Raw genomic sequence first — 14,636 nt, 5'->3', positions numbered from 1 at the left:
CGATCCGGCTCTCGTGCTATAGGAGAGGCGGGCTGACGGGGTTTTGAATGTTTGACACAGCACCATCGGGCGCGGACTGGAAGCCGGATCTCGAGTTGATCCGCGCCGCCGCGGTCGTCGCCGGCGAAACGGCGCTCGGTTATTTTCGCAAAGCGCCCGATGTCCGCTGGAAGAACGAGGGCCGCTCGCCGGTCAGCGAAGCGGATCTGGCGGCAAACGATGTGCTGAAGACGCGGCTGCTCGCGGCGAGACCCGGCTATGGCTGGCTGTCGGAAGAGACCGACGATGATTCCAGCCGCCTGACCCGCGAAACGGTCTTCGTCGTCGATCCGATCGATGGCACGCGCGCCTTCATCGCCGGCAAGGAGCTCTGGTGCGTCAGTGTTGCCGTCGTCCACCGGGGGCAGCCCGTCGCCGGTGTCCTCTATGCCCCGGCGCTTGACGAACTCTTCGAGGCGGTCGCCAGCGGTAGCGCGCTGAAGAACGGCACCGCGATCTCGGTGCGAGAGGCAAAGGCCGGGGAAACGCTGCATCTGGCGGCTGCCGAAGATACGGTCGGTAAGCTTCCGGCCGTCTATCGCAACACCGTCACGCGCGTGCCCCATGTGCCGTCGCTTGCCTATCGGCTGGCCATGGTTGCCGACGGGCGGATCGACGGTACGCTGGTGAAGAAGAATTCCCATGATTGGGATCTGGCTGCGGCCGATCTCATTCTCGCCCGGGCCGGTGGCGCGCTCGTCGATCTCGACGAGCAGCCCTTGTCCTACAACCGCTCCACCGTCGTTCACGGAATTCTCTGCGCAGCGGCAAAGCCGCTCTTACCAGGCCTGATCGCCGCATCGCGGTCGATGGAGCCCCATTGACCTTTGGGGCCGAATGCCTCAAATCAACGCCCATACCCAAAAAGAAAAATGGAATTCCGATGGCTCACGAATCCGAGAAGAAACAACGTCTGCACCTCGTCTTTGGCGGTGAACTCACCACGCTGACGGACGTCCACTTCCGTGACCTGGACAAGCTCGATATCGTCGGCATCTACCCGGACTACGATAGCGCTCTCGTTGCCTGGAAATCCAAGGCGCAGATGACCGTCGACAACGCTCACATGCGTTATTTCATCGTCCACATGCATCGTCTGCTCGACCCGGAAAACGGCTGATGCCGATGAGGTCGGGATGCGCGGCGCAAACCCGCATGCCAGTCGCCCCTAAGTTTCTCGCCGCTGAGACGGCTGGGGAAGGTGTCTCGTCATGAGCAGCTTTCGCGCGCGCCTGGCGCTCTCCAGCTACCGCTGGATCGGCTCGGCCATCTATCCCCTGGTTTGGTCCTACCTCGCCATTCGCGCGGCGAAGGGCAAGGAGGACCCCGCTCGCCGTCGCGAGCGCTACGGCCACGCGAGTGCACCGCGGCCGCAGGGCCCGCTCGTCTGGTTTCATGCCGCCAGCGTCGGCGAGACCAATGCGGTCATCCCGCTGATCAAGGAAATCCGCCGGCGCGGCATCAATGTCGTGCTGACGACGGGTACGACGACCTCGGCCCGTGTCGTTGCCCAGCGCCTGGGAACGGGCGTCATCCACCAATATGTTCCGCTCGATTTCAAGCCGGCGGTCAGCCGGTTTCTGAACTATTGGGAGCCGGATCTCGCGATTATCGCCGAGTCCGAAATCTGGCCGATGACCATTCTGGAGCTCGGCCGGCGCCATATTCCGCAGGTTCTCGTGAACGGCCGTCTGTCCGATCGTACCTTCGCCCGGTGGAAGCGGCGGCCGGCGCTCGCCGACGCGCTGTTCGAAAACCTGGCGCTGGTCATCGCCCAGTCCGATGTCGACGCGGAGCGCTTCCGTACGCTCGGCGCACTGCCGGTCATGGTCTCCGGCAATCTGAAGGTCGACACAGATGCGCCGCCGCATGATCCGCTGGCGCTGAAGGAGTATCAGCAGCAGATCGGCACGCGGAAGACCTGGGCGGCGATCTCGACCTTCGACGGCGAGGAAAACGCTGCTGGCGTCGTGCATCGCGCGCTGAAGGAACGCACCGGCCTCCTGACGATCATCGTGCCACGCCATCCCGAGCGCGGCGATGCGATCGAGGCGGCGCTGACGGCCAAGGGCCTGAAGGTCGCGCGCCGCACGCGGCGTGATCCGCTGACGCCGGATGTCGATGTCTTCCTCGGTGACACCATCGGTGAAATGGGCCTCTATCTGCGCCTGACCGAAGTCGCCTTTGTCGGCCGCTCGCTCTTTGCCGAAGGCGGCCAGAACCCGCTGGAGCCGGCGATGCTCGGCTGCGCTATCCTGTCCGGCGGCAATGTGCAGAATTTTCGCGAGACCTATCAGACGCTTGCGAAGAACGGCAGCGCCAAGATCGTGCGCGACGTCGAGATGCTGGCGAAGGGCGTCAACTATCTGCTCGCCAACGACGACATGCGTCGCTCGATGATCGATGCCGGCCTCGAAACCGTGCAAGAGATGCGCGGCGCTCTGTCGGCGACGATGAAGGGGCTCGAGCCCTACATCAATCCGCTCATCGTCAAGGCGCGTCTCAATCCGCCGACCGAAAGCTGACACAAGCAGGAGACGATCCCTCATCATGACCGCATCCAAAGCCATAGCCGGCATCCTGTTCGACAAGGATGGAACCCTGCTCGACTACGCAAAGAGCTGGGTGCCGGTGAACTATGAGCTGGCACGGATTGCGGCCAAGGGTGATGAGGCATTGGCCCGCGCATTGCTGAAAGCGGGCGGCATGGACGCCGATACCGGTCATGTACTGCCCGACAGCCTGCTTGCTGCGGGCAACACGGTCGAGATCGCGACCGGTTTCGTGGGTGCGGGCGCGCCCTTCACGGTAGGGGATCTCACCACCCTGTTCGACAGCCTGTTCGCACGCTCGGCGGAATATGCCGTCCCGGTCACCGACCTCGGCACCTTCTTCGCCGGTCTGCATGCCAAGGGCTATCGACTTGGCGTCGCTTCCAGCGACAACGAAAAATCGATCCGCGAGACCGCCAAGCGCTTCGGCTTCGATGGTTACCTGCATTATGTGGCGGGCTATGACAGCGGCTACGGCGTCAAGCCGGAGCCCGGCATGGTGCTCGGCTTTTGCGCCGCAACGGGCCTAGCGCCGCATCAGGTCGTCGTCGTCGGCGACAACAATCACGACATGCACATGGGCCGCAGTGCCGGCGTCGGCATGACGGTCGCCGTGCTGACCGGGACCGGTTCGCGCCAGTCGCTCGCGGCGGCCTCGGACCATTGCCTTGCCGACATCACCGAACTTGAGGCTGTCCTCTAGAGCGCCGTGCGTTCAGATGAACGCACTAAGACGCTCTAGCACTTTGTTTCTAGAGCATCTTTCCGCTTTCACGTGATTCCACTCGAAAGCGGGATGCTCTAGCCGCAAATCCGGGAAAAGCGTGAAGCACTTGTCTGTCGACACGCCATTCTGCCTCGCGGCCGCCGGCCCAGGTTGTTGCAATCGTATCCATAGCTTGCGTTTTTTCACATTCTGACGTTTTTTGGGCGATCCGTCGGCTTCCGGCGGCAAGAACGACATATGTCCTCCCGGAGCGGATGGACGACACCGGCTGGGGGCCGCGGAACGAAGATGGTATCGGAAGCGCCGCCATTCTGGTGGACAAAGGCGGATTGGCGTGCGCGCGCGTTGTGGCCGTTTTCATGGGTATATGGCCGGATTGCCGGCCTGCGCATGGACCGCGCCCATCGAGCCTCGGTTCCGGTTCCGGTCATCTGCATCGGCAACTTCACCGTCGGCGGTGCCGGCAAGACGCCGACCGCGATCGCGCTTGCCCGCGTCATCCGTCAGAAAGGGTTGAAACCCGGGTTCCTGAGCCGCGGCTATGGCGGCTCGCTCGACGTGACGACCGTCGTCGACCCGGAGCATCACCGTGCCCGCGACGTCGGCGACGAGCCGCTGCTTCTGGCGCGTGAGGCGTTGACCGTCGTCTGCCGCCGCCGTGTCGATGGCGCCCGCCGGCTGGTGAAGGAAGGTGTCGATATCATCCTCATGGACGACGGCTTCCAGAGCGCGCGCCTGGCCTTCGACTTTGCGCTTTTGGTGATCGACTCGCGCCGCGGCATCGGCAACGGCTATCTGGTACCGGCAGGTCCGGTGCGGGCGCCGTTGCCCAATCAACTTCGGCACGCAACCGCGCTGCTGAAGATCGGCGGCGGCACGGAGGCCGATGCCCTGATCCGTCGCGCAGCCCGTGCCGGAAAGCAGATCTACGAGGCCGATGTGGTGAGGCTCGACGACGGGTCGCTGAAGGGCGTCAAGGTCCTTGCCTGGGCCGGTATCGCCGATCCGGAGAAATTCTATCGCACGGTGCGCGAGACCGGTGCCATCGTCGAGGAAACCCGCAGCTTTCCGGATCATCATCATTTCTCCGACGACGAGATCGCCGACCTGCTCGATCGAGCGGCAGCTTTGGGCTGCACGCTCGTCACGACCGCCAAGGACATGGTTCGGCTCGAGCCCGGCCATGGCCGCGCCGCCGAGCTGGCCTCGGCAAGCCGGGTAATCGAGATCGACGTGCGCTTCGACGACCCTATGGCGCCCAAGAAGATTATCGAGACGGCACTTGCTGTCGCTCGCGCGCGAAAGCTGCGCGAAGGCGCGGGCAAGTAATCACTTATCGGTGGTAGCAGAAGCCGGGCTGAGCCTTAGCGGCGCTGGTTCGGCAGCGCGCCGGCGCGTTTTTCCGCCTCGAGCGAGGCCTCGGCATCGACATAGGCTTCCTGCCGGGCGACGCTCCAGTAGCGCAACTCGTCGACGGGAATGGTCTTGCCGGTCATCGCGCAGATCACATGCGAGCCGGCGAGAATGATCTGGAAGTCGCCGTCGAGATAACGGATCTTCGCCTCGCGCGATGCGCTTCCTTCAAACCGGTTCATCATGTTCGTTGCCTATAGCGTCTCTGTGGTCTGTTCTCTGGTCTAGCTTGCCATCCGGCAAAATGCCAGCCGCATTTCGCTGCCGCGCGCGCGATCAGCTTCGGCCGAACAGCCGTTCAATATCGGAAAGCTTGAGCTCTATGTAGGTCGGCCGCCCGTGGTTGCATTGGCCGGAGCCGGGCGTCGCCTCCATCTGCCGCAGCAAAGCGTTCATTTCCTCGGTGCGCATGCGTCGGCCGGAGCGGACCGATCCGTGGCAGGCCATCGTCGCAGCGAGATATTCGAGCCGGCTTGTGAGGCCGTTGGCGGTGTCCCATTCGGCAAGCTCATCGGCAAGCTGACGCACCAGGCCGACGGCGTCCATTTCGCCGAGCATGGCAGGCGTCTCGCGCACGGCGATTGCACCCGGGCCGAAGCGTTCGATGGCAAGGCCGAGGCGGGCGAACTCCGCCGCATGGGCCATCAGTCGGTCGCAATCGTCTTCGGCCAGATCGACGATTTCCGGGATCAGCAAAGCCTGCGCCGCGACGGGCCGTGAATGCAGCGCCGTGCGCATCGCCTCGAACACCAGACGCTCATGGGCGGCATGCTGGTCGACGATGACGAGGCCGTCATTCGTCTGGGCGACGATGTAGTTCTCATGGAGCTGCGCCCTGACCGCGCCGAGCGGGAAGGATGGCGGCGGTGTCTCCTGTTGCGCTATCGCTGCCTCACGCTCGATCGGGGCGCCAGTCCGTGCCGATGGTGCCGCAAAGGCGGCGAAGCTTGCCTGCGGCTGTTCGGAGAAGCGGCCGTTTACCGTCTCGAATTGCATGGGTCGTGATGGCGAACTTTCCGGCGTCCACGGCGTCTGCGGCCGATAGGGCTCCGGTCGGAAGGCCCGCATCAGGCCACTGGCGCCGGTGGTTGCCGCCCGGTCGCCTTCGCGCGTCAGCGCCTGGCGGATCGCGCCGATGATCAGACCTCGGATGAGGCCCGGGTCGCGGAAACGCACATCGGACTTCGCCGGATGCACGTTGACGTCGACGAGCGCCGGATCGAGCGTGATTGACAGCACCGCGACCGGATAGCGGCCGCTCGGGATCGTTTCGGAATAGGCCCCGCGGATCGCCGACAGCAATAGCTTGTCCTGCACCGGGCGGCCATTGACGAAGACATATTGCTGGAGCGAGTTGCCGCGATTGTAGGTGGGCACGCCGGCAAAGCCGGTGAGCCCGACATCTTCGCGCTCGGCATCGATTTCGATCGCGTTGTCGCGGAAATCCTTGCCGAGCACCTGGGCCATGCGCGCCAGACGATCGTCGCCGGTGGCCGGGAATTCGAGCGTCGAGCGGTCGCTGCCTGAGAGCACGAAGCGGACCGCCGGAAAGGCGATCGCCATGCGGCGTACGATCTCGGAGATCGCCGCCGCTTCCGCCTTCTCCGACTTCATGAACTTCAGTCGCGCCGGCGTCGCGAAGAAGAGGTCGCGGACCTCGACGACCGTGCCGGTGTTGGCTGGCGACGGGCGAACCGGATCGGTCCTGCCGCCGATGACGGTGATGACCGCGCCTTCGCTGGCGCCGGCCGTGCGCGTCGTGATCGAGAGGCGAGCGACCGAGCCGATCGAAGGCAGCGCCTCGCCTCGAAAGCCGAGCGTGCGGATGTCGAACAGGCTGTCGTCGAGCTTAGACGTGCAGTGCCGGCGCACCGCCAGTTCGAGATCGTTCGGTGTCATGCCTGAGCCATTGTCGGTCACGCGCAGGAGCGTCTTGCCGCCGCCTGCGGTCGCGATTTCGATGCGCGTGGCGCCGGCATCGAGCGCGTTCTCGATCAGCTCCTTGGCGGCGCTGGCGGGGCGTTCGATCACTTCGCCGGCGGCGATCTGGTTGATGAGGGTTTCTGACAGTTGCTTGATGGCCATGTCCCATTTTCCAGGATTCGCTTGGGAAACGAAAGGGGAAATGGCGCCTCGTCCTCGGCCTCAAATGAACGCAGTCTTCGATGCGGAAAAATGAGCGGGCGGTTTAATCGGCCCTTAACACTCTGCTGCGATTTTCCACAACAACCTGAATGATCACGGGTTTTGTCTTTTGAGCATTGCGGCGTAGCTGGACGCCGTACTCCCACCGCTCGAAGAGACGCCTGCCAAGGCCTTCCCAGCATGTCCCGAAATGAACCGCCGCTGCAGCACCGCGCGTCCTACTGGGTGCGCTGAGGTCGCTGTAGCACTGTGAATGGCCGCAAGTGTCCTCAGATCGGGGACGATTGAAGCATGCGGTAGGCGAGTGAGGACAGCGCAATGAGCGATGGGGCGTCGAACGGCGCGGACATCAACCGGATCATTCTGGAGTCGAGCTGCGACGCGCTCGGCATCGCTGTGCTTGTCTGCAGTCGAGACGACACCATTCTCTTCGCCAGCCGCACGATGCTGCAGTTCTTCCCCGTGCCCTCGGAAATCCTGATGCCGGGCGCGCGTCTGCGAGATTTTCTCGGCGCCGTCTATGACACCGGCGTTCGCCCGGGCACCGTTCCGGAAAGCAGCCGCCGCCGCACCAATCGCGAGGACTGGATTGCCGAGCATATGGCGCTGCACTGGCGCGAACGTTACGAAAGCGTCGAGCGCGCCGGCCGTACCCGCTGGGTTTCGATGCGCAAGCGTCGGCTATCGAGCGGCATCGGTATCCTGTCGATCAGCGACGTTTCCGATCAGAAGAAGCGCGACGAGCAACTTCAGACGGACCTGGAGCGCGTCGAGCTGACCGAACAGATCCTCGATGCCCAGCCCAATCCGATCTGCGTCAAGGATCGCAACCTCAACTATATCGCCGTCAACAAGGCCTTTTGCCTGATCCATGATCTGCAGCAGGATGCCATTCTCGGCCGTTCCGCCTGGGATCTGGTCGAAAGCGAGCTTGCCGAACGTTTCGAGCAGTCCGACCGGATGGTGCTCGAGACCGGCAAGCCATACTCGCAGGCCGAGCACATCGTGCGCGCCGATGGCAGCGATCTCTGGGTGCTCACGCGCAAGTACCGTGTCGGCATGCCCGGCCGTCATTTCGTCGTGACCTGCATGAACGACGTGACCGATATCGCCGATTTGCATCAGCGTAGCGATGAAGCTCCGGCCGAGGTCGGCCTGCAGATCCGCGATTACAGCATCTTCGCGGCGGCGCAGAATTTCTACGACCCGTTCCGGGCGCTGAACGTCCAGCAGCTCGTGGAAGCGGGATCGATGATCGAGACCTTGCCCGCCCGCGGCCTTCGCGTTCTGGTCGCCACGGCCGACCGGGCGATGGAAGACCGGCTCGTCGCGCGTCTGCGTGGCTCCGGGCTCGACGCCTGCGCCGTTCGCGATGCGAGTGAGCTTCGTGCCTTCGGACATGCGGTCGAAGACGCTGGCATCAAGCTCGATGTCCTTCTTGTCGACCTGGCGTTTTCCGAGAGACAGCAGATCGTGTCGGCCTGGCGTCATTGCCCGATCCTGCCGCTGTCCGCGCAGCAGGACGGCGCTGCGGTGCTGGCCGAAGTGTTCCGCGTCTGCTCGGAGCGGACAACGGCATCTGCGACGCTGCAGGCCGATTGGTCGTTGTCGTTTGAAGGCGAGGGGATTGCCGCACCGCCGCCGACGCCGCAGGTCGACGTGCTCGTTGCTGAAGACAATCAGATCAACCAGTTCGTGTTCACGCAAATCCTGGAGGGGCTCGGCATCTCCCATCGGATCGCCGCCAACGGCCGCGAGGCCGTCGAGCTTTGGCACGAACTGCAACCGGCCCTGGTGCTGATGGATGTTTCGATGCCGATCATGAACGGCTTCGACGCCACGGTCGCCATCAGGGCGGCAGAAAATACCAGGGGACAGAAAACGCCGATCATCGGGGTCACCGCGCAGGCGCTGGATATCGACCTGCAGCAGTGCAAGGCATCCGGCATGGACGACCATATCATGAAGCCCGTGAGCCCCGACATGATCGAGGCGGTGCTTAGAAAATTCATGCCGGCAAAGGCGATGCGAACGGCAGGTTGAATGAAAGACGTGTCAACTCGCTAGAATTGGGGAGGCTAATGGCAGATCTAGGAGCAGAGCGATATCGGATTGTTAACCGCCGATTGCGATCGTCTGCACCGAATTGCCGTTAAAGTGTAGAGCCTCACCCGAATGCATTGCGCCCATCCCGTTGCCCATGTCCGGACCGTGTCGGAACGACATTGCCGGTTCGCGCCGTGGCGTGCGGTTTCGCCGGCAGCGGAGCGTCGCCCGCATTCTGCTGACCGAGGTGCGGAGGCGCGGCAATGACGGCGGTTGAGACCCCCTATCACCGCATCGGCCTTGAGATGCCCGCCGTGACGGGCAATGTCGATCTGTTGACGGGGCTCGGTAATTCCCGCTGCCTGCGCCAGACCGTGCTTGATCTCGCCAGGGAGCGTGCCAGCGATCCCGCGCCCTTCACCATCGGCCTTGCCAATATCGATGGTTTCAAGCCGATCAACGACCTGTTCGGCCCGGCCGCCGGTGACGAGATCCTCTGCCAGGTGGCCTACCGACTGAAAGCCTGTGCGCCCGAGGGCGCGACGATCACCCGTTCGGAAAGTGACGAGTTCGCCTTCGTGCTGCCGCTCGTCTTCGAGCGCAAGGGGGCGGAGAAGGTCGGGCAGATGTTGAAGGAGGTGCTGTCGGCGCCCTTCGATCTCGGCGACCGCCATGTGCGTCTGTCCGCGTCCTTCGGATTTGCCGTCTACCCCTTTGCAGGCGAAGTGTTCGAGGATCTGTTGAAGAGCGCCGATACAGCGCTCTATCGCTCGAAGCGTCGCGGCCGTGGCCAGATCACCGTCTATTCGCAGGAAATCGCCCAGGAGATGAAGCGCGCGACGCAGCTTGAGCAGGCGCTGCGCAATGCCATCATCGCCAACGAAGTCGACGTGCATTTCCAGCCAATCGTCGATCTGCGCAATGATGCGGTCGTCGGTTTCGAAGCCCTGGCGCGCTGGTGCGATGCCGATCTCGGCTATGTTTCGCCGGCGGTTTTCGTGCCGCTGGCCGAGGAGCGTGGCTTCATCGAATCTCTGGCTGAAGTGCTGTTGCGCAAGGCGGCGCATGCGGCGCTCTCCTGGCCGAAGGAGCTTTTCCTCTCCTTCAACCTCTCCTCGGCGCAGCTCATGGATCCGGCGACCAGCCACCGGTTGCTGTCGATCATCCATCAGATCGGCCTCGATCCCAGGCGCTTGGAACTGGAGATCACCGAGACGGCTGTCATGGCCGATGCCGACATCGCCCAGAAGATCGTTGCGGAACTGCGTGCCGCCGGCGTGCGCGTCTCGCTCGACGACTTCGGCACCGGGCAGTCGAGCCTGGGACGCCTTCGCGATTTTTCCTTCGACAAGGTCAAGATCGATCGCGCCTTCGTCTCGCGCATTTCGGCCGACCGTGCTTCGGAGCACATCATCAAGGCGATCGTCTCGATGTGCGAGGGCCTCGAACTGGAAGTCGTCGCCGAAGGCATCGAGGACTTTTCCGAGGCTCTGAAGCTGAAGGCGCTCGGTTGCGGCCTCGGGCAGGGCTATTTCTATGGAAAGCCGGCCGATGCCGTGGCGACGATGCGGTACCTTTCCGATCGTTATAGCGGTGTTTCGGCCCAGGCCTGATCGGTCTATTCACCGGTTCCCGAAAGCGCCACGCGGTCCCGCCGCCCTTCTTCCAACAGCCAGTCGCGGACCCGTTTTGCCTGGGCGTTGAGTTCGCGTGACCGCGGCCAGACGACATGAAAGGCGAGACCGGTCTTGAGCACGTGCCCAGCGACCGGCATCAGGGCGCCGGAGCGGATCTGCGGGTTGATCAGGTGTTCCCAGCCGAGCGCCACGCCTTCGCCCGCGAGCACCGCCTGAATGACCAGAACATAGTCGTTGATCGTCAGGCGGCGTGCCTGCTTGGGATAGGTGAGGCCGGCGCTCGCAAACCATTCGATCCAGTCGCAGGCCCGTCGCACCGGTTCCTCGAGATGAATGAGGTTGTGCCGCTGCAGGTCGGTTGCGGTCTTCGGCAGCCCGTGCTCCTCGATATAGGCCGGCGTTGCGACGGCGTTGACGACCTCTTCGGCGAGCTGGGCGGCATGATAGCGCGGCCAGTGGCTGGGGTCGCCGCCGCGGATGCCGAGCGGGATCGGCTCTTCCTCAAGATCGAGATCGCGCACGCTCGTCTGGATGCGGAGGTCGATCTCCGGCAGGTCCTCGCGCATGCGGTTGAGGCGCGGCAGCATCCACATCGAGGCAAAGGCGGTCGACGCCGCAAGCGTCACGTTGGTTTCGCGGCCCTTGGCGCGGATGTCCTCGGCCGACTTCTGAATGCGTGACAGACCGACCGACACGTCGGCGTGAAATTTCTCCCCCGCCTCGGTCAGTTCCACCGCCCGATGCACGCGGTGAAACAGCGGCACGCCCAACTGGTCTTCGAGGCCGCGGATGGCATAGGAGACCGCAGCCTGCGTCATGCCGAGCTCGCTGGCGGCTCGGGTGAAGTTCTGGTGACGGCCGGCGGCCTCGAAAACGATGAGGCTGGCGGCGGAGGGAAGCAGGCGGCGCAGGTTTTTCATAAATCATGCTTATCGCATGGCTCGAATTTTTCCAGCGTTACAATGGAATTTTTCGCCAATAGCATCATTTCAGGTGATGGGAGGATGTGAGAATGGATACGGCACCGGCAGCAGGCGAGGCGGCACCGAGACGGACGCGAGGCTCAAGACCGCAACGGCGCGAAGGCGCTGGCCGGAGCCTCGGCGTTCCCTACATCGTCCGCAACATCCCGACCTACGATATCCTCGGCGAGGAGAGCCTGCTGCGGATCGAGGCGGTCGCCGATCGTATCCTTGCCGAGGTTGGCATCGAGTTCCGCGACGACCCTGAGGCGCTCGCCCATTGGAAGCGGGCCGGCGCCAAGATTGATGGTGTGCGTGTCACCTTCGAGCCCGGTATGCTCAAGGAAATCGTTGCGTCGGCACCAAGGCAGTTCACCCAACACGCCCGCAATCCCGCCCGCAATGTCGAGATCGGCGGCAACAACGTCGTCTTCTCCCCGGCCTATGGGTCGCCCTTCGTCATGGATCTCGACAAGGGCCGGCGCTACGGCACGATCGAGGACTTTCGCAACCTGGTCAAGCTGGCGCAGTCGAGCCCCTGGCTGCACCATTCCGGCGGCACGATCTGCGAGCCGGTCGATGTGCCGGTCAACAAGCGCCATCTCGACATGGTCTACAGCCACATCAAGTATTCCGATCGCGCCTTCATGGGCTCGATCACCGCCGAAGAGCGGGCGGAAGATTCCATCGAGATGACGCGCATTCTTTTTGGCCGCGATTTCGTCGACCGCAACTGCGTCATCCTCGGCAATGTCAACGTCAACTCGCCGCTGGTCTGGGACGGGACGATGACGAAGTCGTTGCGCGCCTATGCGCGCGCAAACCAGGCGGCGGTCATCGTGCCCTTTATTCTGGGCGGCGCCATGGGACCTGTCACCAATGCCGGCGCCATCGCCCAGTCCTATGCCGAAACGCTCGCCGGCTGCGCGCTGACCCAGCTCGAACGCAAGGGCGCACCGGTGATTTTCGGTAATTTCCTGTCGTCGATGTCGCTGCGTTCGGGTTCGCCGACCTTCGGCACGCCGGAGCCGGCGATCGGCAGCATGGTCGTCGGTCAGCTTGCGCGCCGGCTCGGCCTGCCGCTGCGCTGCGCCGGCAACTTCTCCAATTCCAAGCTGCCCGATGCGCAGGCGATGCAGGAAGGCGCGATGTCGATGCTGTCGGCGGTGCATTGCGGCGCCAATTTCATCCTGCACTCGGCCGGTTTCGTCGACGGGCTGCTCGCCATGTCCTACGAGAAGTTCGTCATGGACACGGACTTCTGCGGCGCCCTGCATTCCTATCTCGCCGGTGTCGTCGTCGACGACAACACGCTGGCGATGGACGCTTTCCTGCAGGTCGGTCCCGGCAGCCACTTCCTCGGCTGCGACCACACCATGCGCAACTACCAGACGGCCTTCTGGGACTCCGCTGTCTCCGACAATGAGCCTTTCGAAAAATGGGTCGAGGAGGGCGAGACCGATATGGCAACACGCGCCAACCGCGCCTGGAAGAAGACGCTTGCCGAATACGAAGCGCCGCCGCTGGATGTGGCGCTCGACGAGGCGCTGATCGATTATGTCACGCGCCGCAAAGAGAGCATGGCGGATGCCTGGTACTGACGAAACCGGCATGATCCGTCGCGTCTCAAGGAATATGAAATGACACTATCGAAAGACCCGCTGCTCCAGCCCTATCGCCTCAAGCATCTGACGCTCAAGAACCGGATCATGTCGACGGCGCACGAGCCGGCCTCAGATCCGTTCGGCGCGATGGCAATGGGTTGATTGCGACGCTGGGGTCGGACTTCTCGGAGAAAGCCGTCGTCGAACGGCGCGTGGCCCAGGTCGTGGTCGAGCACGGCACGCTGCCGATGGATGATCTCTATCGTGAACTGAAGCCGCTGTCGCGCAATCTGGGCGCGGTCGACTACAAGGCGCTGCTTCGCGGCGAAAACCCGATCCCCCACCGCAACCCCGCGGCCGGCTTCGACATGTTCCGGATCGGCGACGCCGTGTCCAGCCGCAACATTCATGCGGGCATCTATGACGCCTTGCGCTACGGCATGCTCATCTGAACGAAACTAAGCGGCGATGCCAGGCACCGCCGCTCGTTGGAAGGCGTACTGAACAGCTTGAGTGCAATTCCAGGGAAAGTGTGAAACGGTTTTCCGTTCGGAATTGCGTTATCCAATGTTACTGCTGCGGCTGCTCGGTACCCTGCTGCATCGGCTGTGCCGGTACAGTTGTGGTGGTCGAAGAGGTCGTCGAGGTGTCAACCGGCTGGTTGGCGTTCTGCTCGGCCACCTGCTGCGCCTTTGTCTTGAACTCCGGCGCCGCCTTCAGCGTATCGGCAGTTTCCGTTGTCGTCAGCTTCAGGTCGTCCGTGTTCGGCTGTTCGGCGATCGCAATGCGATCGAACGGAACTGCGACGTTCTTTTCACCGAGACCCAGGAAGCCACCGACGCCGATCACGGCCGCTTCAACAGCTCCATCCTTCTTCATGATCAGGTCGTTGATCTCGCCGATGCTTTCGTCACCGGCGTTGTAGACGGTCTGGCCCATATAGGTGCTGGCTGCAATCTGGTCGCTCGCCTGCTCGGTCAGATAGGTGGCATCCGACTTCGCGACGTCGGCAGGTGCTTCACCTGCGGCCGGAGGCGTCGTCGTCTGAGCCTCGTTAGCCGGAGCTTCCGTGGTCGGTGCCGGCTGCATGGTCTGCGTCTGGTCGGGCTGAGGCTGTGTCGTATCCTGGGTGTAAGCTACCGGGGCGACAGCAAGACCCGCGAAGAGCGCGCCAGCCGCGACGGTTGTTACGAGTTTCTTAGTCATGTCAAACTGCCTTTCCTTGACGTTTCAGATCAAGGTACGGGCCTGGCTGCTGTCGCCAGATCCACCGCACCGGTGATATGATGTCAACGCCTAAGCGCCCAAACGGTTCCGGAAAAAACAGTCAAAATCTCAATGGGTAAGGCCGCACTTGCGTTCATCCCCGATGTCCTTTGGAACTTAGCGGGAGATTACCGGCCCATTTTTCACGGGAGTTGTCTTTATATTCAGCATTCAGGTATTTTAGAGGTTTATAATGATCTTCTATTCGTTGACGGATTCTTGATTGTTCTTGCAGATACTTCGCG

13 protein-coding genes and 1 pseudogene are annotated in these 14,636 nt (G+C 63.1%); 10 read left to right on the top strand and 4 right to left on the bottom strand.

Going from position 1 to position 14,636, the window contains the following annotated elements; all coding sequences use genetic code 11:
- Positions 1-47: 47 nt before the first annotated feature.
- From V7S54_RS01845 to lpxK, 5 genes are all read left to right on the top strand, one after another.
- Positions 48-863, top strand: a complete 816-nt coding sequence (locus V7S54_RS01845) for a 3'(2'),5'-bisphosphate nucleotidase CysQ (protein WP_065372706.1) — start codon at positions 48-50, stop codon at positions 861-863.
- A gap of 59 nt (positions 864-922) precedes the next feature.
- Positions 923-1,159, top strand: coding sequence for a DUF4170 domain-containing protein (locus V7S54_RS01840; RefSeq protein ID WP_057250859.1), 237 nt, complete (start codon positions 923-925; stop codon positions 1,157-1,159).
- A 91-nt stretch (positions 1,160-1,250) separates the two neighbouring features.
- Positions 1,251-2,564: a lipid IV(A) 3-deoxy-D-manno-octulosonic acid transferase gene (gene waaA / locus V7S54_RS01835; RefSeq protein WP_065372705.1), complete on the top strand. Its 1,314-nt coding sequence runs from the start codon at positions 1,251-1,253 to the stop codon at positions 2,562-2,564.
- 25 nt (positions 2,565-2,589) lie between these two features.
- The gene (locus V7S54_RS01830) at positions 2,590-3,294 is read left to right on the top strand and encodes an HAD family hydrolase (protein WP_065372704.1); all 705 of its coding nucleotides are present in this window, start codon (positions 2,590-2,592) and stop codon (positions 3,292-3,294) included.
- A gap of 312 nt (positions 3,295-3,606) precedes the next feature.
- Entirely contained in the window at positions 3,607-4,647 is a 1,041-nt protein-coding gene (lpxK, locus tag V7S54_RS01825; protein ID WP_065372703.1) for a tetraacyldisaccharide 4'-kinase, read from the top strand.
- A gap of 35 nt (positions 4,648-4,682) precedes the next feature.
- On the opposite strand, the gene V7S54_RS01820 is transcribed toward lpxK, so the two are convergent.
- The gene (locus V7S54_RS01820) at positions 4,683-4,916 is read right to left on the bottom strand and encodes a DUF2093 domain-containing protein (protein WP_057250852.1); all 234 of its coding nucleotides are present in this window, start codon (positions 4,914-4,916) and stop codon (positions 4,683-4,685) included.
- Between the two features lie 91 nt (positions 4,917-5,007).
- The gene (mutL, locus tag V7S54_RS01815) at positions 5,008-6,816 is read right to left on the bottom strand and encodes a DNA mismatch repair endonuclease MutL (protein WP_065372702.1); all 1,809 of its coding nucleotides are present in this window, start codon (positions 6,814-6,816) and stop codon (positions 5,008-5,010) included.
- 378 nt (positions 6,817-7,194) lie between these two features.
- Here mutL and V7S54_RS01810 point away from each other — a divergent pair, with 378 nt between their 5' ends.
- Together V7S54_RS01810 and V7S54_RS01805 are read left to right on the top strand one after the other, a co-directional pair.
- Positions 7,195-8,919, top strand: a complete 1,725-nt coding sequence (locus V7S54_RS01810) for a response regulator (protein ID WP_065372701.1) — start codon at positions 7,195-7,197, stop codon at positions 8,917-8,919.
- 308 nt (positions 8,920-9,227) lie between these two features.
- Positions 9,228-10,535 carry a putative bifunctional diguanylate cyclase/phosphodiesterase gene (locus V7S54_RS01805; protein WP_065372832.1) on the top strand — a complete coding sequence of 436 codons (1,308 nt, stop codon included), beginning with the start codon at positions 9,228-9,230 and terminating at the stop codon, positions 10,533-10,535.
- A 5-nt stretch (positions 10,536-10,540) separates the two neighbouring features.
- Here the strand turns inward: V7S54_RS01805 and V7S54_RS01800 are convergent, their stop codons facing one another.
- Positions 10,541-11,479, bottom strand: a complete 939-nt coding sequence (locus V7S54_RS01800) for a LysR substrate-binding domain-containing protein (protein ID WP_065372700.1) — start codon at positions 11,477-11,479, stop codon at positions 10,541-10,543.
- Positions 11,480-11,571: 92 nt separating this feature from the next.
- Here V7S54_RS01800 and V7S54_RS01795 point away from each other — a divergent pair, with 92 nt between their 5' ends.
- The 3 genes and pseudogenes from V7S54_RS01795 to V7S54_RS01785 form a co-directional block, all read left to right on the top strand.
- Positions 11,572-13,122, top strand: a complete 1,551-nt coding sequence (locus V7S54_RS01795; protein WP_065372699.1) for a trimethylamine methyltransferase family protein — start codon at positions 11,572-11,574, stop codon at positions 13,120-13,122.
- Between the two features lie 39 nt (positions 13,123-13,161).
- Complete coding sequence (locus V7S54_RS01790) at positions 13,162-13,287, top strand: hypothetical protein (protein WP_268753016.1); 126 nt, start codon at positions 13,162-13,164, stop codon at positions 13,285-13,287.
- A pseudogene (locus tag V7S54_RS01785) lies at positions 13,254-13,577 on the top strand (N-methylproline demethylase); the annotation flags it as partial. The gene V7S54_RS01790 and the pseudogene V7S54_RS01785, both read left to right, overlap by 34 nt.
- Before the next feature lie 118 nt (positions 13,578-13,695).
- On the opposite strand, the gene V7S54_RS01780 reads toward V7S54_RS01785, so the two are convergent.
- Complete coding sequence (locus V7S54_RS01780) at positions 13,696-14,331, bottom strand: PRC-barrel domain-containing protein (RefSeq protein ID WP_065372697.1); 636 nt, start codon at positions 14,329-14,331, stop codon at positions 13,696-13,698.
- Positions 14,332-14,636: the final 305 nt, after the last annotated feature.

The sequence above is a fragment of the Ensifer sp. CCNWLY38 genome, from assembly GCF_037120565.1.
Taxonomy (GTDB): Bacteria; Pseudomonadota; Alphaproteobacteria; order Rhizobiales; family Rhizobiaceae; genus Ensifer; species Ensifer adhaerens_H.
The sequence above is the reverse complement of the archived record's forward strand: the minus strand, read 5'-3'. Positions and strand labels throughout refer to the sequence as shown.

Excerpts from the sequence above, each read along its gene's own strand:
- V7S54_RS01845 (WP_065372706.1), top strand. The coding sequence starts at position 48 with ATGTTTGACACAGCACCATCGGGCGCGGACTGGAAGCCGGATCTCGAG.
- V7S54_RS01840 (WP_057250859.1), top strand. The coding sequence starts at position 923 with ATGGCTCACGAATCCGAGAAGAAACAACGTCTGCACCTCGTCTTTGGC.
- waaA (WP_065372705.1), top strand. The coding sequence starts at position 1,251 with ATGAGCAGCTTTCGCGCGCGCCTGGCGCTCTCCAGCTACCGCTGGATC.
- V7S54_RS01830 (WP_065372704.1), top strand. The coding sequence starts at position 2,590 with ATGACCGCATCCAAAGCCATAGCCGGCATCCTGTTCGACAAGGATGGA.
- lpxK (WP_065372703.1), top strand. The coding sequence starts at position 3,607 with ATGGTATCGGAAGCGCCGCCATTCTGGTGGACAAAGGCGGATTGGCGT.
- V7S54_RS01820 (WP_057250852.1), bottom strand. The coding sequence starts at position 4,916 with ATGATGAACCGGTTTGAAGGAAGCGCATCGCGCGAGGCGAAGATCCGT.
- mutL (WP_065372702.1), bottom strand. The coding sequence starts at position 6,816 with ATGGCCATCAAGCAACTGTCAGAAACCCTCATCAACCAGATCGCCGCC.
- V7S54_RS01810 (WP_065372701.1), top strand. The coding sequence starts at position 7,195 with ATGAGCGATGGGGCGTCGAACGGCGCGGACATCAACCGGATCATTCTG.
- V7S54_RS01805 (WP_065372832.1), top strand. The coding sequence starts at position 9,228 with ATGCCCGCCGTGACGGGCAATGTCGATCTGTTGACGGGGCTCGGTAAT.
- V7S54_RS01800 (WP_065372700.1), bottom strand. The coding sequence starts at position 11,479 with ATGAAAAACCTGCGCCGCCTGCTTCCCTCCGCCGCCAGCCTCATCGTT.
- V7S54_RS01795 (WP_065372699.1), top strand. The coding sequence starts at position 11,572 with ATGGATACGGCACCGGCAGCAGGCGAGGCGGCACCGAGACGGACGCGA.
- V7S54_RS01790 (WP_268753016.1), top strand. The coding sequence starts at position 13,162 with ATGACACTATCGAAAGACCCGCTGCTCCAGCCCTATCGCCTCAAGCAT.
- V7S54_RS01780 (WP_065372697.1), bottom strand. The coding sequence starts at position 14,331 with ATGACTAAGAAACTCGTAACAACCGTCGCGGCTGGCGCGCTCTTCGCG.